The organism is Sphingobacterium sp. BIGb0165 (genome assembly GCF_024810095.1).
In the GTDB taxonomy this organism is placed as follows: Bacteria; Bacteroidota; Bacteroidia; order Sphingobacteriales; family Sphingobacteriaceae; genus Sphingobacterium; species Sphingobacterium detergens.
Genome location: NZ_JANUEB010000010.1, coordinates 223,048 through 249,312 on the forward strand (window position 1 = coordinate 223,048; position 26,265 = coordinate 249,312).

General features: G+C 39.9%; 15 protein-coding genes. 11 read left to right on the plus strand and 4 right to left on the minus strand.

Annotated features, from left to right (window positions below):
- Positions 1 to 44: 44 nt before the first annotated feature.
- The 8 genes from M2408_RS22485 to M2408_RS22520 all read left to right on the plus strand — a co-directional run bounded on the left by M2408_RS22485 (position 45) and on the right by M2408_RS22520 (position 8,675).
- Positions 45 to 281, plus strand: coding sequence for an acyl carrier protein (locus M2408_RS22485; protein ID WP_028070665.1), 237 nt, complete (start codon positions 45 to 47; stop codon positions 279 to 281).
- Between the two features lie 27 nt (positions 282 to 308).
- Entirely contained in the window at positions 309 to 1,562 is a 1,254-nt protein-coding gene (fabF, locus tag M2408_RS22490) for a beta-ketoacyl-ACP synthase II (RefSeq protein WP_259186812.1), read from the plus strand.
- 84 nt (positions 1,563 to 1,646) lie between these two features.
- A complete protein-coding gene (gene rnc / locus M2408_RS22495) occupies positions 1,647 to 2,387 on the plus strand; it encodes a ribonuclease III (protein ID WP_120261762.1) in 741 nt (246 codons plus the stop codon).
- 55 nt (positions 2,388 to 2,442) lie between these two features.
- A complete protein-coding gene (hisS, locus tag M2408_RS22500) occupies positions 2,443 to 3,825 on the plus strand; it encodes a histidine--tRNA ligase (protein WP_259186814.1) in 1,383 nt (460 codons plus the stop codon).
- 243 nt (positions 3,826 to 4,068) lie between these two features.
- Entirely contained in the window at positions 4,069 to 5,064 is a 996-nt protein-coding gene (gene pdhA, locus M2408_RS22505) for a pyruvate dehydrogenase (acetyl-transferring) E1 component subunit alpha (protein ID WP_259186816.1), read from the plus strand.
- Between the two features lie 29 nt (positions 5,065 to 5,093).
- Positions 5,094 to 6,725, plus strand: coding sequence for a pyruvate dehydrogenase complex dihydrolipoamide acetyltransferase (locus M2408_RS22510; protein ID WP_259186817.1), 1,632 nt, complete (start codon positions 5,094 to 5,096; stop codon positions 6,723 to 6,725).
- A gap of 289 nt (positions 6,726 to 7,014) precedes the next feature.
- On the plus strand, positions 7,015 to 8,181 hold the full coding sequence (locus M2408_RS22515; protein ID WP_259186818.1) for a serine hydrolase: 1,167 nt from the start codon (positions 7,015 to 7,017) through the stop codon (positions 8,179 to 8,181).
- Positions 8,182 to 8,315: 134 nt separating this feature from the next.
- The gene (locus M2408_RS22520) at positions 8,316 to 8,675 is read left to right on the plus strand and encodes a CoA-binding protein (protein WP_259186820.1); all 360 of its coding nucleotides are present in this window, start codon (positions 8,316 to 8,318) and stop codon (positions 8,673 to 8,675) included.
- Here M2408_RS22520 and M2408_RS22525 read toward each other — a convergent pair.
- The 3 genes from M2408_RS22525 to M2408_RS22535 all read right to left on the minus strand — a co-directional run bounded on the left by M2408_RS22525 (position 8,672) and on the right by M2408_RS22535 (position 14,849).
- Complete coding sequence (locus tag M2408_RS22525; RefSeq protein ID WP_259186821.1) at positions 8,672 to 9,922, minus strand: ROK family protein; 1,251 nt, start codon at positions 9,920 to 9,922, stop codon at positions 8,672 to 8,674. The genes M2408_RS22520 and M2408_RS22525 overlap by 4 nt on opposite strands.
- A gap of 151 nt (positions 9,923 to 10,073) precedes the next feature.
- Complete coding sequence (locus M2408_RS22530; protein WP_259186822.1) at positions 10,074 to 13,475, minus strand: DUF1080 domain-containing protein; 3,402 nt, start codon at positions 13,473 to 13,475, stop codon at positions 10,074 to 10,076.
- Between the two features lie 105 nt (positions 13,476 to 13,580).
- Complete coding sequence (locus tag M2408_RS22535; protein WP_259186824.1) at positions 13,581 to 14,849, minus strand: Gfo/Idh/MocA family oxidoreductase; 1,269 nt, start codon at positions 14,847 to 14,849, stop codon at positions 13,581 to 13,583.
- A gap of 540 nt (positions 14,850 to 15,389) precedes the next feature.
- Here M2408_RS22535 and M2408_RS22540 point away from each other — a divergent pair.
- Both M2408_RS22540 and M2408_RS22545 read left to right on the plus strand, forming a co-directional pair.
- Positions 15,390 to 17,534: a glycosyl hydrolase family 95 catalytic domain-containing protein gene (locus M2408_RS22540; protein WP_259186826.1), complete on the plus strand. Its 2,145-nt coding sequence runs from the start codon at positions 15,390 to 15,392 to the stop codon at positions 17,532 to 17,534.
- Between the two features lie 57 nt (positions 17,535 to 17,591).
- On the plus strand, positions 17,592 to 18,842 hold the full coding sequence (locus M2408_RS22545) for a glycoside hydrolase family 88 protein (protein ID WP_259186827.1): 1,251 nt from the start codon (positions 17,592 to 17,594) through the stop codon (positions 18,840 to 18,842).
- A 129-nt stretch (positions 18,843 to 18,971) separates the two neighbouring features.
- Here M2408_RS22545 and M2408_RS22550 read toward each other — a convergent pair whose 3' ends face one another.
- Positions 18,972 to 22,832 carry a hybrid sensor histidine kinase/response regulator transcription factor gene (locus tag M2408_RS22550; RefSeq protein ID WP_259186828.1) on the minus strand — a complete coding sequence of 1,287 codons (3,861 nt, stop codon included), beginning with the start codon at positions 22,830 to 22,832 and terminating at the stop codon, positions 18,972 to 18,974.
- Positions 22,833 to 22,972: 140 nt separating this feature from the next.
- Here M2408_RS22550 and M2408_RS22555 point away from each other — a divergent pair, with 140 nt between their 5' ends.
- Entirely contained in the window at positions 22,973 to 26,254 is a 3,282-nt protein-coding gene (locus tag M2408_RS22555; RefSeq protein WP_259186829.1) for a TonB-dependent receptor, read from the plus strand.
- Positions 26,255 to 26,265: the final 11 nt, after the last annotated feature.

The window sequence follows — 26,265 nt, forward strand, 5'->3', positions numbered from 1 at the left end:
ATTTTTCTTTGCACAGATTTATTAAACAATTAAACTATAAAATCATGTCAGATATCGCTTCAAGAGTAAAAGCAATTATCGTTGAAAAATTAGGTGTAGACGAAAACGAAGTAACACCAGAAGCTTCATTCACTAATGATTTAGGTGCTGATTCACTTGACACTGTTGAGTTGATCATGGAGTTTGAAAAAGAATTCAACGTTGCTATTCCTGATGATCAAGCAGAGACTATTGGTACTGTTGGTCAAGCAATCGCTTATTTAGAAAAAAACGTTAACTAACTAATTTAATTAGGCTAATCGTAATAAATGGAGCTTAAAAGAGTAGTAGTAACAGGATTAGGCGCCCTTACACCAATTGGTAATACCGTCTCAGAATACTGGGAGGCGTTAATAAATGGTGTAAGCGGAGCTGCTCCTATTACGCATTTTGATGCGTCAAAATTCAAAACTCAGTTTGCGTGTGAGGTAAAGGGGTTTGATCCACATGATTTCATGGATCGTAAGGAAGCTCGTAAAGTCGATCCTTTTGTACAGTATGCAATTGCGTCTACTGATGAGGCAATTAAAGATGCTGGCTTAGATTTTGAAAAATTAGATACAAATCGTATCGGAGTAATATGGGGCTCAGGAATTGGAGGTCTGACAACTTTTACAGAAGAAGTTGCCAACTTTGCAAAGGGAGATGGAACACCGCGTTTCAATCCTTTCTTTATTCCGAAGATGCTCGTTGATATTGCTCCAGGACATATTTCAATGCGTCATGGCCTTCGCGGTCCCAACTTTTCAGCAGTGTCGGCCTGTGCCTCTGCTACCAATGCAATGATTGATGCTTTCAACTATATTCGTATGGGAAAAGCAGATGTGATTGTTACCGGTGGATCAGAAGCTACAGTCAATGAAGCTGGAATCGGTGGATTCAACGCTATGCATGCTTTGTCAACAAGAAATGATGATCCCAAAACAGCTTCCCGTCCTTTTGATAAAGACAGAGATGGTTTTGTTTCGGGTGAAGGTTCAGGTGCCTTGATCTTAGAAAGCTTAGAGCATGCCTTAGCACGTGGTGCAAAAATCTATGCAGAGATTGCAGGTGGTGGAATGAGTGCAGATGCACACCATATCACAGCTTCGCATCCCGAAGGATTGGGCGCTAAACTGGCAATGACAATGGCTGTCAATGATGCGGAGATGGATTTTTCAGATATTGATTATATCAATGTCCATGGAACATCTACACCGGTCGGCGATATCAGTGAAACAAAGGCTATTGTTGACCTGTTTGGTGAACACGCATATAAATTGAATATCAGTTCAACTAAATCGATGACTGGACACCTTTTGGGTGCTGCGGGGGCTATAGAAACTATCGCTTCGATCTTAGCTGTGCAAAATGATATTGTCCCACCGACAATCAATCACTTCACAGATGATCCGGAAATTGATAATAAATTGAATTTTACTTTCAACAAGGCGCAAAAACGTATGGTGAATGCGGCGTTGAGTAATACATTTGGATTCGGTGGCCACAATGCTACCGTGATTGTAAAAAAATATAAAGCTTAATGTTTGATCCTTCAAACATGGTTTGGTAATATGAGCTAGCGACAGGTTCTTTAATTAGAACTTGTCGCCTTATTTTTAGATGAGATGCCTTTTTCAAGGATATACAAGTTATATATTTCGCCGGATCGGGAATATGTTAAGAAACTAAAAAACCTACTAGGTTTTGTTCCCGGGAATGTGCATTTGTACAAGATGGCATTTAGACATAAGTCTGTTGCAGTAACAATCAAAGAAGGGGCTAAGAATAGTAATGAACGCCTGGAGTTCTTGGGTGATGCTGTTTTAGGTTCTGTCGTTGCCGAATTGTTGTTCAAGAAATATCCGTATAAAGACGAAGGTTTCCTAACCGAGATGCGTTCCAAAATCGTGAGTCGTGCAAACCTGAACCAACTTTCCAGAAAACTAGGATTCAACGAAATGATACAGTTCGATGCCCGAATGATCAGTTTCCCGAACAAACAGGGGTCGTTGTTAGGTGATGCATTTGAAGCGCTGATTGGTGCGGTGTATCTGGACAAAGGCTATGTGTTTACAAAAAGCTTTCTCCTAAATCGTATTATTAAACCACATGTTGATATCCAACTGCTGGAGCAGACCGAAACTAATTTCAAAAGTCGATTGATCGAATGGTGTCAGCATACCGGAAAAGAAATCCTATTTCAACAAACGGATAATCCAGAGGGTGAATCTTCGAAGATGTTTAGTGTCGAAGCCGTTGTAGATGGAGTTGTATGTGGTCTGGGACGCGATTTTAATAAAAAGTCGGCTGAAAAATTAGCAGCGGAAAAAGCCTGCGAATTTCTCAAGATTTTGGAAGTAGAATAAAGGATTTTTATTCTTTAATTTATTTAGTCCCCGCTAAATATTAACTTTGCCGGATATGGCAACAGTAAAACCTTCTTTGGCGAAAGGTACCCGTGATTTTTCGCCTTCCGAAATGATCAAACGTAATTATATTTTTGACACATTGAAAGCTGTGTTTAAAAAATATGGTTACAATGAAATACAGACGCCTTCATTTGAGAATTTAACGACCTTAACAGGTAAATACGGTGATGAAGGTGATAAATTGATCTTTAAGATCCTTAATTCTGGAGACTATTTGACAAAAGCTCCAGATAGCCTGCTACAAGATAAAAATTCGAATAAGCTAATTCCTCATATTTCTGAAAAAGCGCTAAGATATGATCTGACGGTGCCTTTTGCGCGTTACGTTGTGATGCACCAAAATGATATCTCCTTACCATTTAAGCGTTTTCAAGTACAACCGGTCTGGCGTGCGGATCGTCCGCAAAGAGGCCGTTACCGTGAATTTTACCAATGTGATGTTGATGTGGTGGGATCAGAAAGCTTGCTGAATGAAGCTGAATTTATTCTGATTTATCAAGAGGCTTTCGAACGTTTTGGGTTGAAAGATTTTAATATTAAAATCAACAACCGGAAGATTCTTTCTGGTATCGCCGAAATTATCGGAAAGCCAGAACTTATTGTCGATATGACTGTCGCCATTGATAAGTTGGATAAAATCGGATTGGATGGGGTCAATAAAGAGTTGTTAGAAAGAGGTTTTACCGAAGCTGATCTGAATCTGTTGAAACCGATCATCTTATTGGAAGGTTCAAATGGGGAGAAACTTGTGTTATTAAAATCAATCCTGGCCGATTCTTCCATTGGTTTGACAGGTATTGCTGAAATTGAAGAGGTCTTTGATTATATTACCAAGTTGAGCGGGGATACGGAGTTATTGACCCGGATTATCGATCTGGATATTACATTGGCGCGAGGTCTCAATTATTATACAGGCTGTATTTTTGAGGTGAAGACAAATGAAGTTGCCATGGGCAGTATTGGTGGTGGTGGACGCTATGATGACCTTACAGGAATGTTCGGATTGAAGGATCTGACAGGAGTGGGTGTCTCATTCGGCGCTGACCGTATATACGATGTATTGGAAGAATTGAATTTGTTCCCAGCAAATAAAGCGGATTCTACCAAGCTATTGATTATCAATTTTGATAAACAACTTGAAACCTATACGCTAGGTTTGCTCAATAAACTTCGCAAAGAAAATATTGCTGTTGAATTGTATGCCGCCCCAGTGAAACTGAAAAAGCAGATGGGGTATGCCGATGGAAAAGGAATCCCTTACGTTTTGTTGGTTGGAGATGAAGAGGTTTCATCCGGTCAATTATCACTCAAGGACATGGAAAGCGGGGAGCAGGTGAAGGTTACTGAAAGTGAGCTTATCCAAAAACTGCGCTAGCAAACAATTTGTATAAAATAGATAAAGCCAAATGATTATTAAGTCGTTTGGCTTTTTTATTTTCATAAGTTTTTGATTTATTTGATTGTGCCGTTCATTTATTTGCTGGAAAATGCTATTTACTTTAAATCAAATGTCTTAGAAGTGTCTTAAAGTATAAATAAAATTGATTTTTGACCAAGGAAATTCATCCAAAATTATTAGATTTGTAGTCTAGAATTGTAAGAAAATCAAAACTTTGAAATGAGTTCAACACCTATAACAAAAGAGACATATTTGGAGTGGTATAAGTCTATGTTACTTATGCGTAAGTTTGAAGAAAAAGCAGGTCAACTTTACGGACAGCAAAAGATTCGTGGTTTCTGTCACTTGTACATAGGACAAGAGGCAGTAGTCGCTGGAACGATGTCGGTTATCAAACCTGAGGATTCTTTAATCACTGCTTATCGTGATCACGCCCACGCTTTGGCTAAAGGCGTTTCTGCAAATGCTTGTATGGCTGAATTATATGGAAAGATCACTGGTTGTTCAAAAGGTAAAGGAGGCTCAATGCACTTCTTTTCTAAGGAACATAAATTCATGGGTGGCCATGGTATTGTCGGTGGTCAGATTCCTTTAGGTGCTGGTATCGCATTTGCTGAGAAATATCTTGGTACAGATAATGTAAATATCTGTTATATGGGCGATGGAGCTGTACGTCAAGGTGCATTCAACGAAACACTAAACATGGCGATGTTGTGGAAACTCCCAGTTATCTTCGTGTGTGAAAACAACGGTTATGCGATGGGTACTTCAGTACAACGTACAACTAACATGCAGGACATTTACAAAATGGGATTAGGTTTTGATATGCCTTCTGCTCCTGTTGACGGAATGGATGTTGTTGCTGTACACAACGCAATGGACGAAGCTGTTCAACGTGCTCGTGCTGGCGAAGGTCCTACATTCTTAGAAATCCGTACTTACCGTTATAAAGGACACTCAATGTCTGACCCAGCGAAATATCGTACGAAAGAGGAATTAGAAGCGTATAAAGATCGCGATCCATTATTGGCTACCAAACATGCTATTTTGGAAAACAAATATGCGGATGATGCTTGGTTTGCTGAGGTTGAGGCTGATGTGAAAAAAGTAGTTGATGAGTCGGTGAAATTTGCGGAAGATTCTCCTTATCCAACTGCAGACGAATTGTACAAAGATGTTTATGTACAACAAGACTATCCATTTATTTTAGATTAATACTCTTTAACTTGATAATATAATACAGAATGGCTGAAGTAGTAAGAATGCCCAAAATGAGCGACACAATGACCGAAGGGGTCATCGCAAAATGGCACAAAAATGTTGGTGATAAAGTAAATTCTGGTGATTTAGTAGCTGAAATTGAAACAGATAAAGCTACAATGGACTTTGAGTCTTACCAAGAAGGTACTCTTTTATATATTGGCCCTAAAGAAGGTGAAGCAGTAGCGATCGATGCTGTTATTGCTGTTTTGGGTGAACCTGGTGAAGATTTTCAAGCTTTGTTGAGCGGTGATGCTCCTGCAGCTGAGAAAGCACCAGAAAAAACTGAAGAAAAAAAAGCCGAAGAAGTTTCTGGTCCAGAATCTTCGGCTAGTACAGTTACAGCCGAGGAATTGGGATGTACTGTGATCACAATGCCATTGTTAAGTGATACCATGAAAGAAGGTGTTATTGCGCAATGGAATTTCAAAGTTGGTGACACGATCAAATCTGATGACGCTATCGCTGATGTAGAAACAGATAAAGCGACAATGGAAGTTACAGCTTATGCTGATGGTACATTGTTGTATGTTGGTCTTGAAGCCGGAGAAGCAGCAAAAGTAAATGATATTATTGCTATTGTTGGTCCTGCGGGAACTGATATTACACCTTTATTGAATCAGAAATCTGCTCCTGCAAAAGCGGAAACTGCGGAAGCACCTAAGGCTGATTCAGCTCCTACTGCAACTGCGGCTCCAGTAGCATCTGCTACAAATGACGATGCTCGTGTAAAGGCTTCTCCATTAGCACGTAAGATTGCAAAAGACAAAGGCATCAACTTGAGCGATATCAAAGGATCAGCAGATGGTGGTCGTATCGTGAAAAAAGATGTTGAATCTTTTGTTCCTGCTGCGGCGAAACCTGCTGCAACAGCAGCTGCAGCGGCTCCTGCTACAGAAACAAAAGCAATTACTTTACCTACGTATGTTGGTGAAGAACGTTATACAGAGAAACCTGTCAACCAAATGCGTAAGACAATCGCGCGTCGTTTGGCAGAGTCACTGTTTACTGCACCGCATTTCTACTTGACAGTTTCTATCGATATGGATAATGCAATGGTTGCTCGTGCACAAATCAATGAGATCGCTCCAGTAAAAGTATCATTCAATGATATCGTGGTGAAAGCCGTTGCTGTCGCATTGAAAAAACACCCAGCAGTAAATTCGTCTTGGCAAGGAGATAAAATCCGTTTCAACGAACATACCAACATTGGTGTGGCTATGGCAGTTGAAGATGGCTTGTTAGTTCCTGTAGTACGTTTTGCTGATGGTAAATCATTATCTCACATCTCTGCAGAGGTGAAAGATTTTGCTCAAAAAGCGAAAGCTAAAAAATTACAGCCAGCGGATTGGGAAGGATCTACTTTCACAGTTTCCAACCTAGGGATGTTTGGAATAGATGAGTTTACATCTATCATTAATTCTCCTGATGGTGCTATTCTTTCAGTAGGAGCTATCCAAGCTGTTCCTGTTGTGAAAAATGGTGCTGTAGTTCCTGGTAACGTAATGAAAGTAACTTTGGGCTGTGACCACCGTGTGGTAGATGGCGCAACAGGTGCTGCATTTTTACAGACCTTAAAAGCATTGGTAGAAAATCCAGTTAGATTACTAGCATAGATTCCGCAAGCCAATAAAATATTAGCCACTTTAGTAATAAAGTGGCTTTTTTTGTTCTAAAAATTCGTTTTTTTATACTAAAATCTTCATTTTAGCATTATTATCTTTATACGCGATTCTTTATTGAAAATCAAAAAGAATACACCTTAATCAGAGTAGAATAGAATGATTGTGATATAGGTATCGTGTAAAAAATTAGGTGCAGAATTGGCTTTGTGAAATAGGCAAAAATAACACAATATAGAAAATCCAGGAGAAGCAATACGTGAAATTATTTTTTTTAAAGGGAATGGCAGCTCTTTTGTTCGTATCTACAATCGCTTGTAGTTCAAAAGAGAAAAAACAAAAAGAGGCGGCGATAGCACAAGCAAAAATAGATAGTACAAGACTCATTTACAATCCCCAGGATGCAGATCCAAAGATTGATGCCTTTATGAAAAACTTGCATTCAAAGGCTGCATTCAATGGAAACGTGCTGGTGGCAAAGGATGGAAAAATTCTATATCAAAATACTTTTGGCTGGGCCAATTATCTGAAACGCGATAGCTTGGCAATTGATGATAAGTTTGAATTGGCTTCAGTCACCAAACCAATAACGGCTGTAGGTATATTGAAGTTGGTTGAAGCTGGAAAATTGCGTCTGGATCACACGATCAATGATTTTTATCCAGATTTTCCGTATCCCGGTATTACCATAAAAATGCTGTTGACCCACCGCTCGGGTTTACCTAACTATGTCTATTTTTCCGAAGACCACTGGCCCGATCGAAAAAAAGGAATGACGAATCAGGATGTTATGAAAATGCTGACGGAATTTAAGCCGAATAGATATGGTGCTCCGGGTGGTCGTTTTTTCTATAATAATTCCAACTTTATGGTTTTAGGGGCTATTATCGAAAAGGTGTCGAAGCAGGATTATGCGACCTATATGAAAGATAGTGTCTTCAATGTTGCAGGTATGACGAATACCGCCGCATTGTCAAAGGCTGTCTACGATAAGATCCCAACCAATGTTATTGGTCATGATAAAGTCTGGCGAAGATCTGTTGTACAGAATTTTCAAGATGGCCCATTGGGTGACAAGGGAGTTTACAGTACAGTACGTGACCTATATCGCTTTGATCTGGCACTGCGGGATGGTCGATTGTTGAAGCAATCAACCTTGGATTCAGCTTATCGTGGTTACCCTGATGCCAAAAAAGGCATTTTTAGCTATGGCTATGGATGGCGGACATTTGAACATGGAAACGATCATATTGTCTATCATACAGGATGGTGGCACGGTTTTCGTCACATTTATGTACGGGATCTGAAAAGGAATATTGTGATTGTTTTACTCTCCAATATGACAAATGGGAGCTTAGTGAAATTGGATGAACTTTATAAAATTTTGGGGATGCCAGTTTTACGTAAGAATGCCTACAGTACCCATGGCGATTTTATTATTGATGAATAGATCCATTCCCCTAATCGCTGTAAAAAATAAAAACAGCGTATTCAAAGGGAAACTACAGGATTAAAACTCCAATACCGATGAAGGCTGTGTAAATGCCTTTGCGCTGTATAGTTGATGAAAAAATAAGTATAAGGATGAAAAAGACATTAATCTTAGGTGCGAGTACGAACCCTTCGCGTTATTCAAATAAGGCAGCGAATATGCTCCGTAAGCACGGACATGATATTGTTAACATCGGTTTGAGCGGGGGAGAAGTGGCTGGTGTGCCTATCGAGAAGAAAGGAGACGTGCGTACTGATATAGACACAGTGACCATGTATCTTGGGGAGCAGAATCAAAAGGAATATTATAACTATATTTTGGCGACGAAACCAAAGCGTATAATCTTTAATCCGGGGGCTGAGAATGCTGAGTTTGAGCAGTTAGCTATGGAAAATGGTATTAAAACTGAAAGAGCCTGTACTCTGGTATTATTGAGTACAGGTCAGTTTTAGATTTTGGATTTCTGGAGCAATTCGACAGACAAATACTTTGTGATAAAATAGTTTGTCAAACCGACTGTATTACTGTCCAGATTCAAACTCGATACTTTTATATCACAATGTTCTTTTAATATCGCCATTGTATACGAATTGATCGCCTGTTGTATCGGGATTGTAATTAACTCGTTGGCTTTGGCAATTTTACCTCCAAGTACAATAAGTTCTGGATTGAGCAGCTGGATCAGGGAAGCGAAAGCTTTACCTAGATTTGTTCCCAATTTAGAAATTTGGTTTATGGCAAATTGATCACCTTTATTAGCAGCCTCGATCACATGAGTTGGTGTTAGGTGATCCAACTCTTCCTTATGTAATTCATTGAGCTTGGTAAGTTCACCTTTTTGGATCTCCTGTTTTGCATTGTTGACCAGGGCAATTCCCGAAGCTACTGTTTCCAGACAACCTCTTTTCCCACAATAACACAATTCACCATTATCAATAAATGGCATATGGCCCACCTCGCCGGAATAACCGTCCCGTCCGAGATAAACTTCACCATTGGAAACTATTCCAAGACCTATTCCCCAATCCATTAAAATAATGAGGCTATTTCTCGTGTTTTTGGCCAGACCAAATTTTAGTTCTGCATATGCGGCGCCTTTTACGTCATTGAGTATATAAACAGGTTTGCTGTATTTGTTCTCGAAGTAAGCTGTAATAGATTGCGATGTGTCATGCAGAAATGTTTCATTAGTTCCCTCCTCAGCATTGATTAGACCTGGCATGCTAATGATCAGTCCGGTTAAATTTTCCGTATCTACTGATTTTTCTAACAAATATTGATCGATAATCTGCGTAATATCATGGAGATTATCAGCATTGCGCGACAATTCATTATCCTGTTCTACAGTTTCAGCAACTATATTTTGGTTGTTATCCATGATGCTCAGTGTGATGGAAAAGCGTTGCAGCTCGATACATAACACCTGGAACAATCCATCACACAGCCGATATAGGTTTGGTTTGCGACCACCGATAGATTCTCCCTTGTCAAATTGACGGATAATATTGTCCTCCAATAGTTCAGCAATCAGGCTGTTGACTGTAGGAAGGCTTAGGGAGAGATTTTTTACAATGTCGTTTACTGATACAGATCCTAATTCGGCTATTAATTTGATAATAGAAAGTTTATTGAATAGATTTTTCTTTTCAGGTTTACTATCCAATTTTTTGTTAATCAGTAAGTTCACGGCTTTTGTCATAAAACATCATATTTTGAATTAGAATCCTAGAACCTTAATTTAATAAAAGTTTTGGAATCATTCGGTTATTTTTCTCACTTGTCAAACAAGCCGGTCGTTTAGAAAAAAGGGGATAAGATCCCTTATCCCCTTTATTTTACACTTCGTAAAACTATTTGAGCTTTTTTACTCGAATGTCTTTGAAGAATACTTCAGTTCCATGTCCCAAGAAACCAAGGTGGCCACTTGTACGTTTTAAACCTGGATGCTCTTTACCATCTAACGTACCATTTTTACTGGCTTCAGCAATATCAGCATCGACAATGACAGTACCGTTCAAGGTTACCTTAACACGGTTGCCTTTTACATAGATTTCTTCGGAGTTCCACTCGCCCAATGGTTTTAGGTAACCCCTTTTGGCCGTTACTACACCGTAGATAGAGCCATGATATTGGTAAGGTTTTAAATCTTTATAGACATCGGCATCATTATCAAGAACTTGGATTTCCATAGCTTCATAAGCTGCATCACCTTCTAACGGGGCACGTATACCGACACCATTGTTAGCTCCTGGTGTCAATTTGAAGTCAAAGCGATAGATAAAATCTGAGTACTCTTCTTTTGTATACAAGTTCCCGCCAAATTTAGCATTAGGGTATACCCAGATATAACCTTCATCATTAATGATGTAAGCTTTGTTTTCAGTCCATTTGTCCAGATTTGTTCCGTCAAATAGCACCTCAAAACCATCTTTTTTCTCTTGGTCGCTTATTTTGAAAATCTGCTTTCTAGGAAATTCCTTAATGAAAAGATCTCTGTAGTAAACAACTGAGCCATGAGCTTGGAGTTCGATCTGTTCCGTTGGGAAAATGGATTGATTTCTGTCCCAATAATTTTCAAGTGGAATATTATCTGTGACCAATTGACCGTTTAACCAAACTGTGACTTTATCGTCGACCATTTTGATTTTAAATGTATTCCATTCGCCTGTAGCATTGTCAGCAACCTTGAGCGGTTTGCTTTCATTTTTTTGGTTGTTGTACAATCCCCCCGAGCCTACTTGAGCGCCAACTCTCGTATTGGCGATATCCCAAATTTGTACTTGTGGAGTACCTCTCAAGTAAATACCGGCATCACCCTCTATACCACCATAGTTCTCTAATTTCCAGTCTACAAGCATCTCAAAATCTCCATATTGTTTTATGGTAGCAAGGTTATCTCCTTTTCCACTAAAAACAATCTCTCCATTTGAGGCAGACCAGCCCTTGCGCATGATCTCGTCTGCTTTCGCTTGTTCGGTTGCCAGCGTTTTGGCGTTCATTTTACCTCGTTTGATTGGATCAGCGACTAATCCTTTCCAGCCGCTAAGGTTCTTACCATTGAAAAGTGATACATAACCTTCTTTTACCGGCATTTCAGAAAGGTAGCGAACGACCGCTTCTTTCAGGTAACCACTCTCGCTACCGGACAGTTTGCCAATTACCTGTTCTAGAACTTCTCTGACTTTGCTACCATAGTATTTATTGTCCATGGCAATATTCATGGCTGTATTAGCAGCGGCTTCTCCCAGCTGTGAATCAGCCATTTTATCCGCAGCAAAAATAAAAGCTTGGTAAGTACCTGTTGGTTGAAGAGCTGAAAGTGCAGCCTTCTTCTGTTCTGCTGTCTTTGCAACACTAAATGCGTCACGCAATAAAAGTGTTTTTTGATCAGCCGAGTTAGCCGAAGATGAAATCGATTTGATTAATCCTCTGTAAACCGTATTGAATAGGTTGTCATCTTTTTCTGTTCTTGATAAGGATACTAGTTTAGGAAGTGCATTAGCGGATGACCAACTTGACAACGATGTAATGGCTGCAGCCCTTAATTCCGGATTATTATTATTTATGTAATTGCCGACTGCTTGCAATGATTGATCGTCACCAAGTCCAGCAAAAATAGGGAAGTATTTTGCAGCACTAGGAGCAGCTGATTTTGAAATATTTGCAGCTAATTTTCCTGTTAATCCCTTTGCATTAGGGCTTGATTGAACAACATTGACAACTGCTTTTTGCAATAATGCTGCCGATTTCGGATCAGTGGTATTGTTCAACCGATTGAAAAGTTCTTCAAGATCAGATTCCTGAGCCACATTAGGTAAAGCTTTATTTATAGCTTCTTCTACCGTTGGATTTGTTGTTTTGATTGCTAGAACAGCTTTTGAAGAAGCATTATTGGAGCGTTTGCTCAATATATCCAATAACTGAACTTTTTTGCTGTCATCAACAGAAGCGAGGGCAGTATTGACATCATTGATCACATTAGCATCCTTTGAAGATAGGATAAGCGCCTTAACAGAATTGTTAAATTCTTGATCCGCATCGAAGGCCTGTATTAGGATATTGGTCTCTTTGCCCTGTGAAAGGGTATTGATCGCGCTTAATCCTGCTAATTTTGTCACTGGCGAAGTCGTTTTGCCGACCAAGGCCTGGATTGCGTTTAAACTGCTCGCAGATCCGTTGTGTGCGAGATAGTTTAGGACACTTTCCTGCACCTCTGGTGTACCCTTACTCGCTAGAGCCAGCAGGCTTTTAGCATCACTACCCTTACCATATTTACCGAGTAATTGCAACGCAAGGTTACGGTATGCACCATTATCACTCTTTACTGCAGACAGTAGATTTTTTTGTTGCTTACCTGGATTGATGACAGCCAATAATTTCAATGAAGCAAATTGTCCGTTGATGGATTTCGCTTTTTGTGATTCCTGGAAGAATTTGTTCAGGAATTTGATCGCTTCTTGATCATGCTTATTCTCGATCAGTGATTGCGCATAGTCAATACCTAGTCCGACAGCATCAAATTTATCGTAACTGTACGCTGCATCGTTCAATTTATTTTGAAATAAAGAAGCGGAGGCTGTACCACCAATTTTACTTAGTGCGATCAATGCCGTGCGTTGGAATGCATCGGAGTTATATTTTTTGGTGAAATCCAAAATAACATTTTCAGCATTCGTAACCTTTAAATCACCTAATGCTGTAACAATAGCGATTGCAGTTTTTTCCGTTGTAGAAGCTGCTAATGCTTTTTCCAATGCTGCAGCTGATTCGCTGGTACGGATAGAGACCAAAGTTCTTGCAGCTGCATCGGCTAGATTATCGTTCGTTAAACAATTTGCCACAGCTGAGATTGCAGAGTTATCTGCGCACTGGCGCAGTAAACGTAAAGCGAAAACTTGATTTGTAGGTTCGCTCAGTTGTGCGATGGATTTTGCTAAACCTTCAACAAATATCTTTTTTTGTTGCTCTTTTCCAGGCTGATTTACATAAAAAGAATAGCTGTTGGCAGCAAATTCAATTGGAGCATTATTACTTCCTGGAGCTTTTAGGCCTTTAAGGAAAGCAACGATGTCATCGGAAGTAAATCCTTCCAGCTCGTGCATGGCGAGCAGAAACTTTTCTTTTTCCTCTGCGGGTTGCTGAGCCAGCACATCAGCTATTTTGGTAGCTGTGGTTCTATTTTGCGGTTGCTGGGCATATGAGGCACTCGAGATGAGAAGCAATACAGCCAGCGAATTAAATATCTTTTTCATTGAGATTATTTATCTTTTATCGGCATGAAGCTACCATGATTACTGTTATCCATCCAGTGTTCTGATGGCTTTTTTGGTTCATGATATTTCATCGGATTATAATTGTTAGATAGACCAAGGACCTCTCATTGGTTGGTGAATTAAACGATTTGCAGCGTCATCATCAATAAACTGCTCATTTTGAGAATCGTATTTTAATGAGCGGTTGAGGCGCAGTGCTGCTAATCCCATATTAACCAATGTACAGGAGCGGTGTCCATTTATTTCATTGAGGGCGAATTTTTCGCGTGTCCGGACAGATTCCAAAAAGTCGGTGATTTGCGGTGCCGGCTCAGGGTATTGTGCCAGTTTTCTTTCCAGATCAGGAATATCAGATGCAAATCCTTTATATAATTTACCTTTAGGTCCTTCGATATAAGCCGCTTTTTCATCTTTGGCCTCACCATCTAAAATGATCTGACAACCATCAGCATAAGTGAAAGTAATACGTCTCCAGGTGCCAACAGCATCTGGGTGTTGTTGTGGTGCATCCACATCTACACTCACAGGGCTTTCATTGTCCTTGCCTAAGAAATATTGTACAGGATCCATATAATGTTGGCCCATATCACCTAATCCACCACCATCATAATCCCAATATCCTCTAAAAGTCGTGTGTACGCGATGTTTATTGTAAGGTTTATATGGTGCTGGACCTAACCAAAATTCGTAATCTAATTCCGCGGGAACTTGTTCTTCTGGTAAGTTTTCTTTTCCTACCCAGTAGAATTTCCAGTCAAATCCTGTATGCTTACTTATTGTTACTTTTAATGGCCAACCCAACATGCCTGTATCTACTAGTTTTTTGATTTTACTAACAGGTACATTCATTCCATAAAAATCATCTTTGAAGCGAAACCAGGTGTTCAAACGGAACATATTCCCGTGTTGTGCAATGGCTTCTTTCACTTTCTTACCTTCACCAATAGTACGCGTCATTGGCTTTTCACACCAAATATCTTTTCCTGCTTTGGCAGCCTCTATAGACATAAGACCATGCCAGTGCGGCGGAGTAGCAATGTGGACAATATCTACTTCTGGAGATTTGATTAATTCTCTAAAATCGTGGTATTCTTTTACACCGCCACCCAAGTCACTTTGTGCAGCCGCAAGATGGCTTTTGTCAACGTCACAAATGGCAACTGTTTTTGTTCCGGCATAACCGAAGTGTCCACGGCCCATATTTCCGACGCCAATTACTCCTTTGGTTAGATGATCACTCGGAGCAAGATAGCCTTGGCCTCCAAGTACAAAGCGTGGTACAATAGAAAATGCTGCAGCACCTACCACTGATTTTTTAATGAAATCACGCCTTGATGAATTCTGTTCTTTCATGTTGGTTGGATTAGTTGTTTTATAATTGATCCATTTTAGGCTGTTAAAATTAACTGCAATTGGATATTGAACCTAAAAATAGATAAAAAACTGATAAATATAAACTGATAACTAAAATTTTATGTATTGTTTCTTCTTGTTTTATGAAAAAATAATAAAAGGATGGCTCTAAATTCATTTCTTTCGTATATAAAGTTTAATTCTATTGTCCAGAGGTAATATTTAGTTACAGAATTGTTACATGATCTGCACTGTTCGAATTTCTTACTAAAGAGCATAAGTTTTCTAGAACACAATCTAATCCACCTCATGATATAGACCTGCAGTATGTGGCATTTTGAAAGGGCAGAACGATTTATTGGTCCTATTGATACCTGAACAGTAGCCTTAGTTTGTATTCATACAGAGAGTACTCGCATAAAAATCAGGTGATAGGATACCGGAAACTCGTGAAACCACTCAATCGTTTTCGTAAAACAAGCTTGATTATGCTTACAGAATCAGGCATCTTTATGGAGCCTTCAAAAGAAGAAAACCGATATGATAAGATCAAAAACACTATTGACAATTATTTATGCGTTAATCCTACCTGTAATGGGGTTTGGGCAATTTAAAGTTGCTCCGCTCGGAAACACGATATATGAGGGCGTATTTACTGGGAATGGTCTATTGGGAACAATGACGTACCTATCGGGTAAAAAATCGGTGCGTATTGACATCGGCCGAACGGATGTATATGACCACCGTGCAAATTCGGAAGACAAGTTGTTCGATAAGGCCCGCCTGTCATTGGGGTACTTTAATCTGGACCTGGGGAGTGCAATAGCCCAAAGCAAGGGTGATATCTATCTAAAGGAGGCTTATGCCGTGGCAACGATCTCGACAGATCAGGGACAGATCAAAGTGAAAACGACAACACTTTCCAATGATAATATTATCTTGTTAGAGGTGTTAAAACAAGATTTTACGGGAAAGTACTCGCTCAATTGGGTAGCTGATTCGGCAATCAGTCCACGCATGAAATTTTCCTATACCCAAAAACCGAAGACATACCTTGCCAATCCTACTGGAAAAAATGGACAACAAGGTCACATAAAATACTATGAACAAGCATTAACAGCGGGTGGGGGATATACCACAGCTTATTTACTTCGATCATCCAATGATCTTGACACTTATGTTATCACAGTTGGATACAGCCAAGAAGGAAAGGATTTTACAAAAGAAACTCTGGACTATCTCAAAAAAATCGACAATAGGAAAATAACAAAGGCGCTGACACAACATCGTCAATGGTGGAAGAACTATTTTATGGCATCTACACTTGAACTGCCTGATTCAACTTATCAAGGTTTCTACGATATGCAATTGTACAAACTGGCAAGCGCAACTAGATCGGACAAGCCAGCTATGGATCTGCAAGGACCGTGGACGAGTCCCACTCCCTGGCCAGCTTATTGGCTCAATCTAAATATGCAGCTCGCATATTCACCGACTTTTAAAGCAAATCACCTGGATATCGCTAATTCCTTGATTCAAATGATTGACCAAAATAAGGATAATCTACGTCTTAACGCTCCGGAATCCTATCGCTACAATAGTATAGCCGTGGGTCGTTCTTCTGCACCGGATTTATGGAGCCCAGTATTATTGCAAAAAGGTGTCTCCCTTGAAAAAGCTTCTGATGGTGATAAAGAACTTGGTAACCTTGTATGGCTGCTGCACAGCTACTATCAGTATTATCGGGCAACACTGTCGCGAGATGTATACGATCGTTTATTCCCTCTTTTGAAGGAAGCAGTCAACTACCATTTGCATTTGCTGGAGAAAGATCAAAATGGGAAATATGCTATCGCTGTTAAAACCTATTCACCTGAATATTCAAAAGGATTTGCTTATAATACAAACTACGACCTATCAATCCTAAAGTGGGGTTTAAAGGCTTTACTGGAACTAGATGACGAACGTGGAGGCAACGATCCACTTCATACTGTATGGAAGGATGTGCTGGCACATTTGGTTGAATATCCACAAAACACGGATGGTTTTATGATTGCCAAGAACGTACCCTATGACGAGTCACATCGACACTATTCGCATCTGATGATGATTTATCCTTTTTATGATGTAAACTGGGATCAAAAGGAAAATAGGGAGCTGATCGAAAAATCTATTGCACATTGGCAGAGTAAAAAACAATGGCTTCAGGGGTATTCCTTTTCAGGGGCGGCTTCGATGTATGCCATGATGGGACGTGGCGATGCGGCTTTGGCCTCGTTGGATGTTTTATTGAACAAATATGTAAAAGCGAATACCCTCTATGCGGAAAGTGGTCCTGTGATCGAAACGCCGTTGGCCGCCATGGCAAGTATACAGGAGCTATGTCTGCAATATTGGAATGGGATATTGCGTGTATTCCCAGCTGTTCCGAGCAAATGGAAGAATCTCTCCTTTACCCACTTTTTAGCGGATGGGGGCAATTTGATTTCTGCACAACGTAAAAATGGGAATACAGTAGCTGTTGAAGTTAAAAGCCAATACGGTGGAACATTAAAGCTAAAGCTCGATATGCTTAACCCAATCGTTAAAATACAGGGAAAGGGTAAGTATACGAAACAAGAGGATGGTTTAATCATGTTAGAACTCAATAAGGGAACTATAGTCGCTATTCGTGAAAGTAAATAACATCAATATAGATTAAAACAATTAAAGTAAACAACGTATAGAAAGGGAATATAAATAATGAGATTTAGAAAGCAAATTTTTATGATTTTATGGGCTGCTCTGGGAACAGGTACTTTGGTCCATGGACAAACTGTGAAATTAAAACTGTCAAAAGAGTTTGTCCAACAGCAACTGGATGCAGCTGCCAAGCAGATTAAAGTTTTGGATAAGGAAACTCCGGCGGATAAGTTTCCGAAAACATTTGAAAATGGCAAGGAAGTTTTCTCGTCATCAAGCTGGTGGTGTTCGGGATTCTATCCTGGGACTTTATTTTATTTATATGAAGGAACCAAAGATCCAGATCTACTAAAGAAAGCTGAGGATAAATTAACCCACCTGGAAAAGGAGAAGAATAACAAAGGTACACATGACTTGGGTTTTATGTTGTTCTGTAGTTTTGGAAATGCCCTTCGATTGACTGGAAACACACAACAATATGAACCAGTTTTAACAATAGGAGCAAATTCATTGGCATCGCGTTATAGTCCGAAGACAAAAACTATCCGTTCATGGGATCACGGGTCCTGGGATTATCCCGTCATTATAGACAATATGATGAACTTGGAGTTTTTGACACAGGTCTCTAAAATAACAGGAGATAAAAAGTACTATGATATTGCGGTCACACATGCTGAAACAACGTTAAAAAACCATTTTCGGAAAGATTATAGTTCTTACCATGTGATCGATTATGATAAGAATACAGGTAAAGTACGCGCTAAAAAGACCCATCAAGGTGCATTTGACGAGTCAGCCTGGTCACGGGGACAGGGTTGGGCCTTATATGGTTATACCATGATGTACCGTGAAACAAAGAAAAAGGAGTTTTTAAAGCAGGCACAGCAGATAGCGAAATACATTCTTGACAATCCAGATCTACCCTCCGATCTAATTCCGTACTGGGATTTTGATAAGGATAAGATCGCTGCGTCTGATAAGATGTACCCGAATAAAGATTTAAGGGACGTCTCTGCTGCTGCTTTGTACGCTTCGGCCTTACTTGAGCTTTCGCAATATACCAAAGACGGCGAATCTGCACTTTACTTAGATAAAGCGGAGACAATGATCAAAAATCTATCTGAAGCACCTTATTTGGCTGCTTATGGTCAAAATGGTGGCTATATTCTTCAGCATAGTGTAGGGGCGCTTCCTTTAAATTCGGAGATTGATGTACCATTGACCTATGCTGATTACTATTATGTGGAAGCATTGGTGCGTTATAAAAGGTTATTGGATGGCGAACCAATGATTAAGGAAATCGCGAAGTAAATACAGTAAAAATACCAAGTTAAAGATGACAAAGGCGCCCATTTAGGCGCCTTTGTTACTTTTAAATTTATGTATCCTACTACAGTCTCTTTTCAAATATTTAATCCTTTTTCTAATCCATCTTGTGTTTTAATCATCTTCGTAGGAGTCCGCTATTTGCTCTGATGGATTATACCCAAATTGTTTCTTAAATTCCTTGCTAAAGTACTTTCTTTCAGAAAATCCGACTGCATAGGCTACCTCACTGACATTCATCGAAGATTTTAGCAACTCCTTCGCTCTGTTAAGTCGGTACATCTTTACATAATTATTGATTGAAAGGTTGGAAATCGCCCGTAGTTTTCGATAAATAATAGGTGTGCTCATTCCCATCTTTCGGGAGATGAAATTAACATCAAAGTCATCCGACTGCATATTATCTTCGATCAGTTGATCCAATGTGGCAATAAATTGAGCATCCAGTTCATTGTCAAAATCTGTCTTTTTAACCTGAAATTCCTTGCGCTTTTTATGACTGATTGCGATGAGATTCTGCACAGATAGAAACAACAACCTATTGTCAAAAGGTTTTGTTAGATAGATGTTTGCTCCGTATTGTAATGCCTGTGTCTGTGAGTTACTGTCTGTCACTGCGGTCAGCAGGATAACTGGAATATGGCTTGTAGCAATATTTGTTTTTACAGCCTGGCATAACTGGGCTCCATTCATATAAGGCATCATCAGGTCAGATAAGATCAAATCGGGGATATACTCTTGGGCTTTCGATAAGGCATCTTCTCCATTGACAGCTGTGATGACGGTATAGCTGTCCTGAAACAAATGGACAATGGTATCCAGTAGTTCTCTATTGTCTTCGACAATGAGAATGGTCTGTTGCAAAGATCTGTCCATTACGGTCGGAGTTGCTAAATTTGAATCATCTATTACAGTGATCAGTGAATCTGTGGGAGAGGACACGCGAACTTTCGATAGCTTTGGCAAACGTAGGTTGAACACCGTCCATTCACCTTTTTCATCGTTCATGGTAAAACAACTAATTTCTCCCTGATGCTGTAGGACAATCTGCTTGGTTAAGGCTAGCCCGATACCGGTACCTATAGTGTCATTTGCTTGTTCCTCCCGATAATACTCTTCAAAGATCCTGAATTGATTGTCCGTTGCAATGCCAATCCCGTTATCGACAATGTTGATAATGATGCTGTCTTCGCTATCAAGGAGCTCAAGATAAACGGTGCCATTCTCGGGGGTATACTTAATGGCGTTTGACAATAGATTGAACATGACCTTGTCAAATTGAACAGCGTCTATGGATTGTAACCCTACGGCATCCAATTGTCGGATATAATAATTGAGATGTTTATTCTGCGCAAGATCATTGAGGAGGTAGAATGTGTCTTCAATATATTCCCGGAAAGGAATATCGCTTTGTTTCAAGATGAAGTGTTTGTCATCAAATTTTTTGAAATCAAGTAGCTCGTTAACAACCCCCAATAATTTGGCTGCGTTCTTTTTAATCCGTTTTATCTTAGATTGGGTAGTCGATAAGTTGGCCGTTTCGGTGATGATTTCATCCAGAGGAGCAGTGATCAAGGTCAGTGGGGTACGGATCTCATGCGAAATTTGTGTGAAGAATTTGATTTTCTTTTCCTGTTCTCTTTCAGAATTGATTAGCATCTGGCGTTCTACGACAAACTTGATGACAAAGTGTACCCCGAGGGAAAATAGTCCGGCGTATAAGAGGTAAGCCCACCAAGTTCTCCAGAGCGGCGGCTTTATATCAATATGTATTTGTAGTGGAGTACTGCTCCAGATGCCATCATTATTGCTGGCATATACACTGAGTGTATGCTGTCCTTCGGGAATATTGGTATATCTGACACTAGGCGTACTGGTTTCTATCCAATCCTTATCAAAACCTTCGAGTTTATAACGATATCTATTTTTCTGTGGTTTAATAAAATTGGAACTCGAGAAATTGACCGTGATAAAATTCTCGTCATAACGTAATTGCAGCAGATAGTTATTGGACTGATCACCTTGCTGTATGCGGCCATAGTTCAATGGCGCATCTTCAAGGAATATATTTCTAAAAAGCACATTCGGTTTTTTCTGATTGAAAGTGATTTTTCGGGTGTCGATTGAAACTAGACCATTTAATGTAGTCACGAATAAAACACCAGATTCGCTGCTATAGACCTTAGCTCCCTGCATGTTTTTGACAGGGAGACCATCATACTGATTCAGGACAGTAGTATACTTTGTTGTTGGATCGAAAAAAATCAGCCCATTTTTGCTACTTATCCAGAAATGTTTGTCCATCATGACAGGCCAACCTAAGGTGTTATTGTGAAAACGGGCCAGTGGCTGGATATCGCCCAAATGATATAATTCAGTTGCAGTTGTAAACCAGATATCGCCATTTGGATGGACATAAAAGCCTTGAATTGATAATTTTGGATCCGTAAATGGGCGAATAACTTTTGTCCTGGGATCTTGCTGGTAAAGTCGCCCCGCCAATAAAAAATAAACGCAATTTTTGTTGTCCGCTTGGATATCCGTTAATGTAGTAGGGAGTACTTTGACCGGATATGGCGGTTTCCCTGGAGGTACAATATATAAACCCACATTTGTACCCAGGTACAGATAGTTGTCTACTCCGGCATAGATGCTATAGATATTGTTTTTTAAATGTAGCGGATTTTTGTCCAAGAGAACATGTTGTGCAGTTTTAGTCGTTAAATCAATGATCGAATAACCGCCACCATGCTGTGCCGCATAGAGGACATTGTTACGTATTGACAGATCCTTGATCAGATTGGATCGTGATAGCTGAGGAAAAGGATGGATTGTTCCCATCTTTTTATCCAAGAGATTTATACCTTCTTCCTCCGTCCCGATCCAATAAGCATTTTGGGATTCCGCAAAACTGCCAACAATATCGCTATTTAGCCTATTTTGAGGAGACTCACGACTCGAATAAACATGCAGGGGGATCATGTTCGGATAAATGGCATTGATTCCGCCAAAATAAGTGCCTAACCAAATAATTTGTTGATCGTCGACAAATATATCATAAATGGAATTTTGGCTTAGCGAATGCGGAACCAAAGTATTGTGTTTGTAATTAATAAAAGGTGTACTACCTGTAAAGACAGAAAGCCCTTTTAGTGTGCCCAGCAATAATGTATTATTGGGGCCTTTATTGATTTTTCGGATGTTATTACTTAGGAGGTTGCTGCTCCCTTCATGAATGTGTTGCCAATGCTTATCCGACAGTCGATATTGAAATAATCCCTGCAGTTTCGTCCCTATCCATAATGTACCATTTTGATAATACAAAGTGCTTACGATACCCTGATCTTTTAGTGGTAATGAGATACGGTCGATGCGTGTTATCTTATTCTCTTTTAACGTGCAAAACTCAATACCGCTATCGCTGGCAACAGCATATGTTGTTGAATTAACCGGAACAATAGCTTGAACATGATTGCGGGTCAGAATCGGTTTTATGGTATAGGAGTTTCCTAACGGAATGGCAAGATAGAGCCCCCGAGCGGAACAGAGGATGGTCTGATTGCCGTGAACATAAATATCATGGATAGCTAAGGGAAGATCAAATGGCTTGTCGTGTTGATAGACGGGTTTTCTTTTATCAATATTAAAAATGAAGAGTTTCGTTGCGGTAGCAATGAAAAGATCATTTCTTGAATTGATATTAATCTTATTGATGTAATCTACATTTTTGAAAATGGAGTCAGTGACTAAAACATTCGTCACATTCCTGGAATCGTAAATAAATAGGTTGTTTCCCCCACCAAACCATAATTTACCTTGTTGATCCTGCGCAATTGTCAGTACCGCCTGTTTGTCCAGGATATTATCCTGTGTCAATGTTTCGAAACTAAAGTGCTGGGCACAACAAATAATACTTGAGCATAGGAGCAATAAAGTGGCGGCAATGCTTCGAACCTGTTGTACTGGAGATTTCATAGATAAATAGAGGTTACAGCATCAAATTTAAGATTTTACCCCTTAATATTTATAAAAATCACCCTATTAAATCGTCGTTCTTGCTCAATTTTGACATAGTTAAGTAACCATTTTTAATTATAAAACCAATTTCCTAAAGTATGGCTAAGTTTTACGCAATAGGATTGTCCGCGATGACGCTATTTTCTGTAGGTGCAGTTCATGCCCAGCAGAAAATAAATGTAACGGGACAAATCAAAGACAGTCAAGGAACACCGCTATCAGGTGTAACAATTCGTGAGAAGGGGGGGACAGTCTCAACTTCTACAAACGGATCAGGAACCTATTCCTTATCTGTGAATCCTAACGCAACACTATCAATTTCCTATGTAGGATACCAAAATCAAGAGATTGTACTAAATGGCCGCAATGCCATTAATGTAACGTTGGAAAGTGCCAGCTCGGCGATTGATGAGGTTGTTGTTGTGGGGTATGGGCAACAGAAGAAATCCAAACTATTGGGCTCTGTTGCAACTATCGATGGAAAAAAACTGGAGAGTAGGGCTGTGACGAATGTATCCTCGGCCTTGTCGGGGCTGGCTGCTGGTGTTCAGGTGAAAGTCGGCAATGGTAAGCCCGGTAGTGATGGAGCAACCATTCGCGTACGTGGTACAGGTACCATGAACAATAATGATGCTTTGGTGATTATTGACGGTATTCAAGGGGTAATGGATGCTGTAAATCCAGAGGATATTGAAACAATATCAGTATTAAAAGACGCGTCTTCGGCAGCGATCTATGGTGCGCGGGCTGCGAATGGAGTTATTGTCATTACAACAAAGAAAGGAAAAGGTGGACAAGCACCGCAAATAAAATACTCAGGTTTGTTTTCGAGAACGACACCAAGCGCGAAGCCTGAATTTCTAAGCGATTATTTGAGGCATATGAGCTTGTTTCAAGAAGCTGCAGAAAATATAGGCGAGAAAGGTCCATATACGCAAAGTGCTATTGATACCTGGACAGCAGCAAATGCTGATCCAAATGGTGTGACCGCTCAGGGCATACCAAATTATGTCGCATATCCCAATACCAACTGGGGAGATTGGATTTATGAGAATGCCTGGTTAAAGAGTCATAACGTCAGTGTTTTGGGGGGGAGTGAAAATATCCGCTATAACCTATCCGGAAGAATACAAGACAACCCGGGTATTATGCACAACACAGGGATGAAGCGCTATGAAGGACGGGTGAATCTGGAGACAGATGTTACCAATTTCCTGACAGTCGGTACACAGACATTTATTCTGAAAGAAGACCGTTCTATGGCTTCCGATGCCAATCTGTATAATTTCTTGCGACAAACGACACCGGGTATTTACCCAATGTATGACGGTAAGTTTGGAAGCGCTGTACTCAGCTCCGGTGAATCATCGCAGCTGAACAATTTAATGACGTATCTTTACGATAATAAGGGAAGTAATGAGCGTACACGACTCAACGCTACCTTATTTGCAAATGTTAAACTTTGGAAGGGTTTGACATTTGAAACGAAATTTAACTATCAAAGCCGATTTGATGAAGTGAAAACCTGGTCTGATCCGTCACCACGCTATGACTTTTCAACCATGACGATTACATCGACACCTGTTAACCTTGCGACCTCGACGACCGGACAGTCTTATGGTAAAATTTACAGAAAATCTTTCGATAACGTATTGCGTTATAATACGACGATTGGTAAACATACGATTGGCGCATTAGTTGGTCATAATGAATTTTATTACAACGATTCCGGATTTAGTGCTTCTAGAAAAGGATTGATCGATGCGACTATTACCAATATCGGTACAGGAACGGAGATGAACAGTATTTCTGGAGGCGAATCTGATAACTCCATGCGTTCCTTTTTTGGTCGTGCCAGTTATGACTATGATGCAAAATATTTAGCAGAATTCAGTTTACGTCGGGATGGGGCTTCAAAATTTGGGCGAGGACGAAAATACGGTACATTTCCTTCTGCTTCTGTTGGTTATATCTTATCTAAGGAGTCGTTTATGGAAGCTGTCAATCCTTATGTACAGGATATTAAACTTCGGGCTTCATGGGGTAAATTGGGGAATGATGGCGGAGATGATTTGAATGTCTACGGCTGGCACGGAGTATATGGTTCGGTGGGATATTCATTTAATGGAGCTCAAGCCAACGGATTAGCATTGTCACGTTTTGGCAATAACTTGTTGCAATGGGAAGATTCCGAAAATAAAGAGCTTGGATTGGAATTTGCAACTTTAAACCGCCGTGCATCTGTGGAACTAAGTTTATACGAACGTAAAACGTCAAACATTATTCGTACAGCACAAATGCCAATTACGGCGGGTACTGCTAGTGGTCCTTATTACAACCAAGCCGCTATGCGTAATAGCGGAATTGAGCTCAATCTAAACTGGCGGGATAAGATTGGGGATTTCAGTTATAACATTGGTGGTAATTTCTCATATAATAAAAATAAAGTCACGGAATACCAAGGTAAGCTGGTTCAAGGTATGGTTGATGACGGAACGGGAAAAATGGTATGGAATACCAACTTAGGTGATGTATCCACAGGTGGTGTAAACCGGAGACTTGAGGGATACCAGTTGGATGAATTCTATCTACGTCAGGTATATCAAGGTGATGGTAGTTATTTTAATGCCGATGGTTCGGTTAATATCAATGGTGGACCTACCAAAGGGATGATCCGTACGGATCAGGATTACGAATGGGCAAAAGCAATGAAGGCTGCGGGCTATTCTTTTATAACCTCATCCCAAGCCATTGCGGATAGCTATGGTGCGAATGCACGGATGTATTATGGAGACTTGGTCTATGCCGATCGGAACGGAGATGGCATCTATGGAAATAATGCCGATCAGTACTTTACCGGTACGTCGACAAATCCTAAATATATCTATGGATTCAATCTCGGGTTCTCTTATAAAGGTCTGGATATGTCAATGATTTGGGCAGGAGAGGCTGGAGGACAGTATTACTGGACAGATATTGGTTATAATAATAATGTGTTGATTCTTGGTAACCAGGTGACCACTCGTATTGCAGATGATCATTATTTCTATAACCCGGCAGCACCAAATGATCCACGTACCAACCAAAATGGATATTTTCCTAGATTGAAATATGGCACTTCTGCAGAAAATATCAATAATCAAGCAAGCGATTATTGGTTATATAAGGCAAATTTTTTAAAGCTTAGAAATTTGCAAATAGGTTATACGTTTGATAAGAAACTAACTGAAAAAGTTAAAGTACGCAGCTTAAGGGTATTTTTTACAGGTGAAAATCTACTGATGCTTACGGACTTTCCAGGGTTAGATCCAGAAGTTGGTGCAGGAGCAGAATATCCAACAATGAAACAGTTTGCTTTTGGTTTGAATATTGGATTCTAAAATAGAAAGAT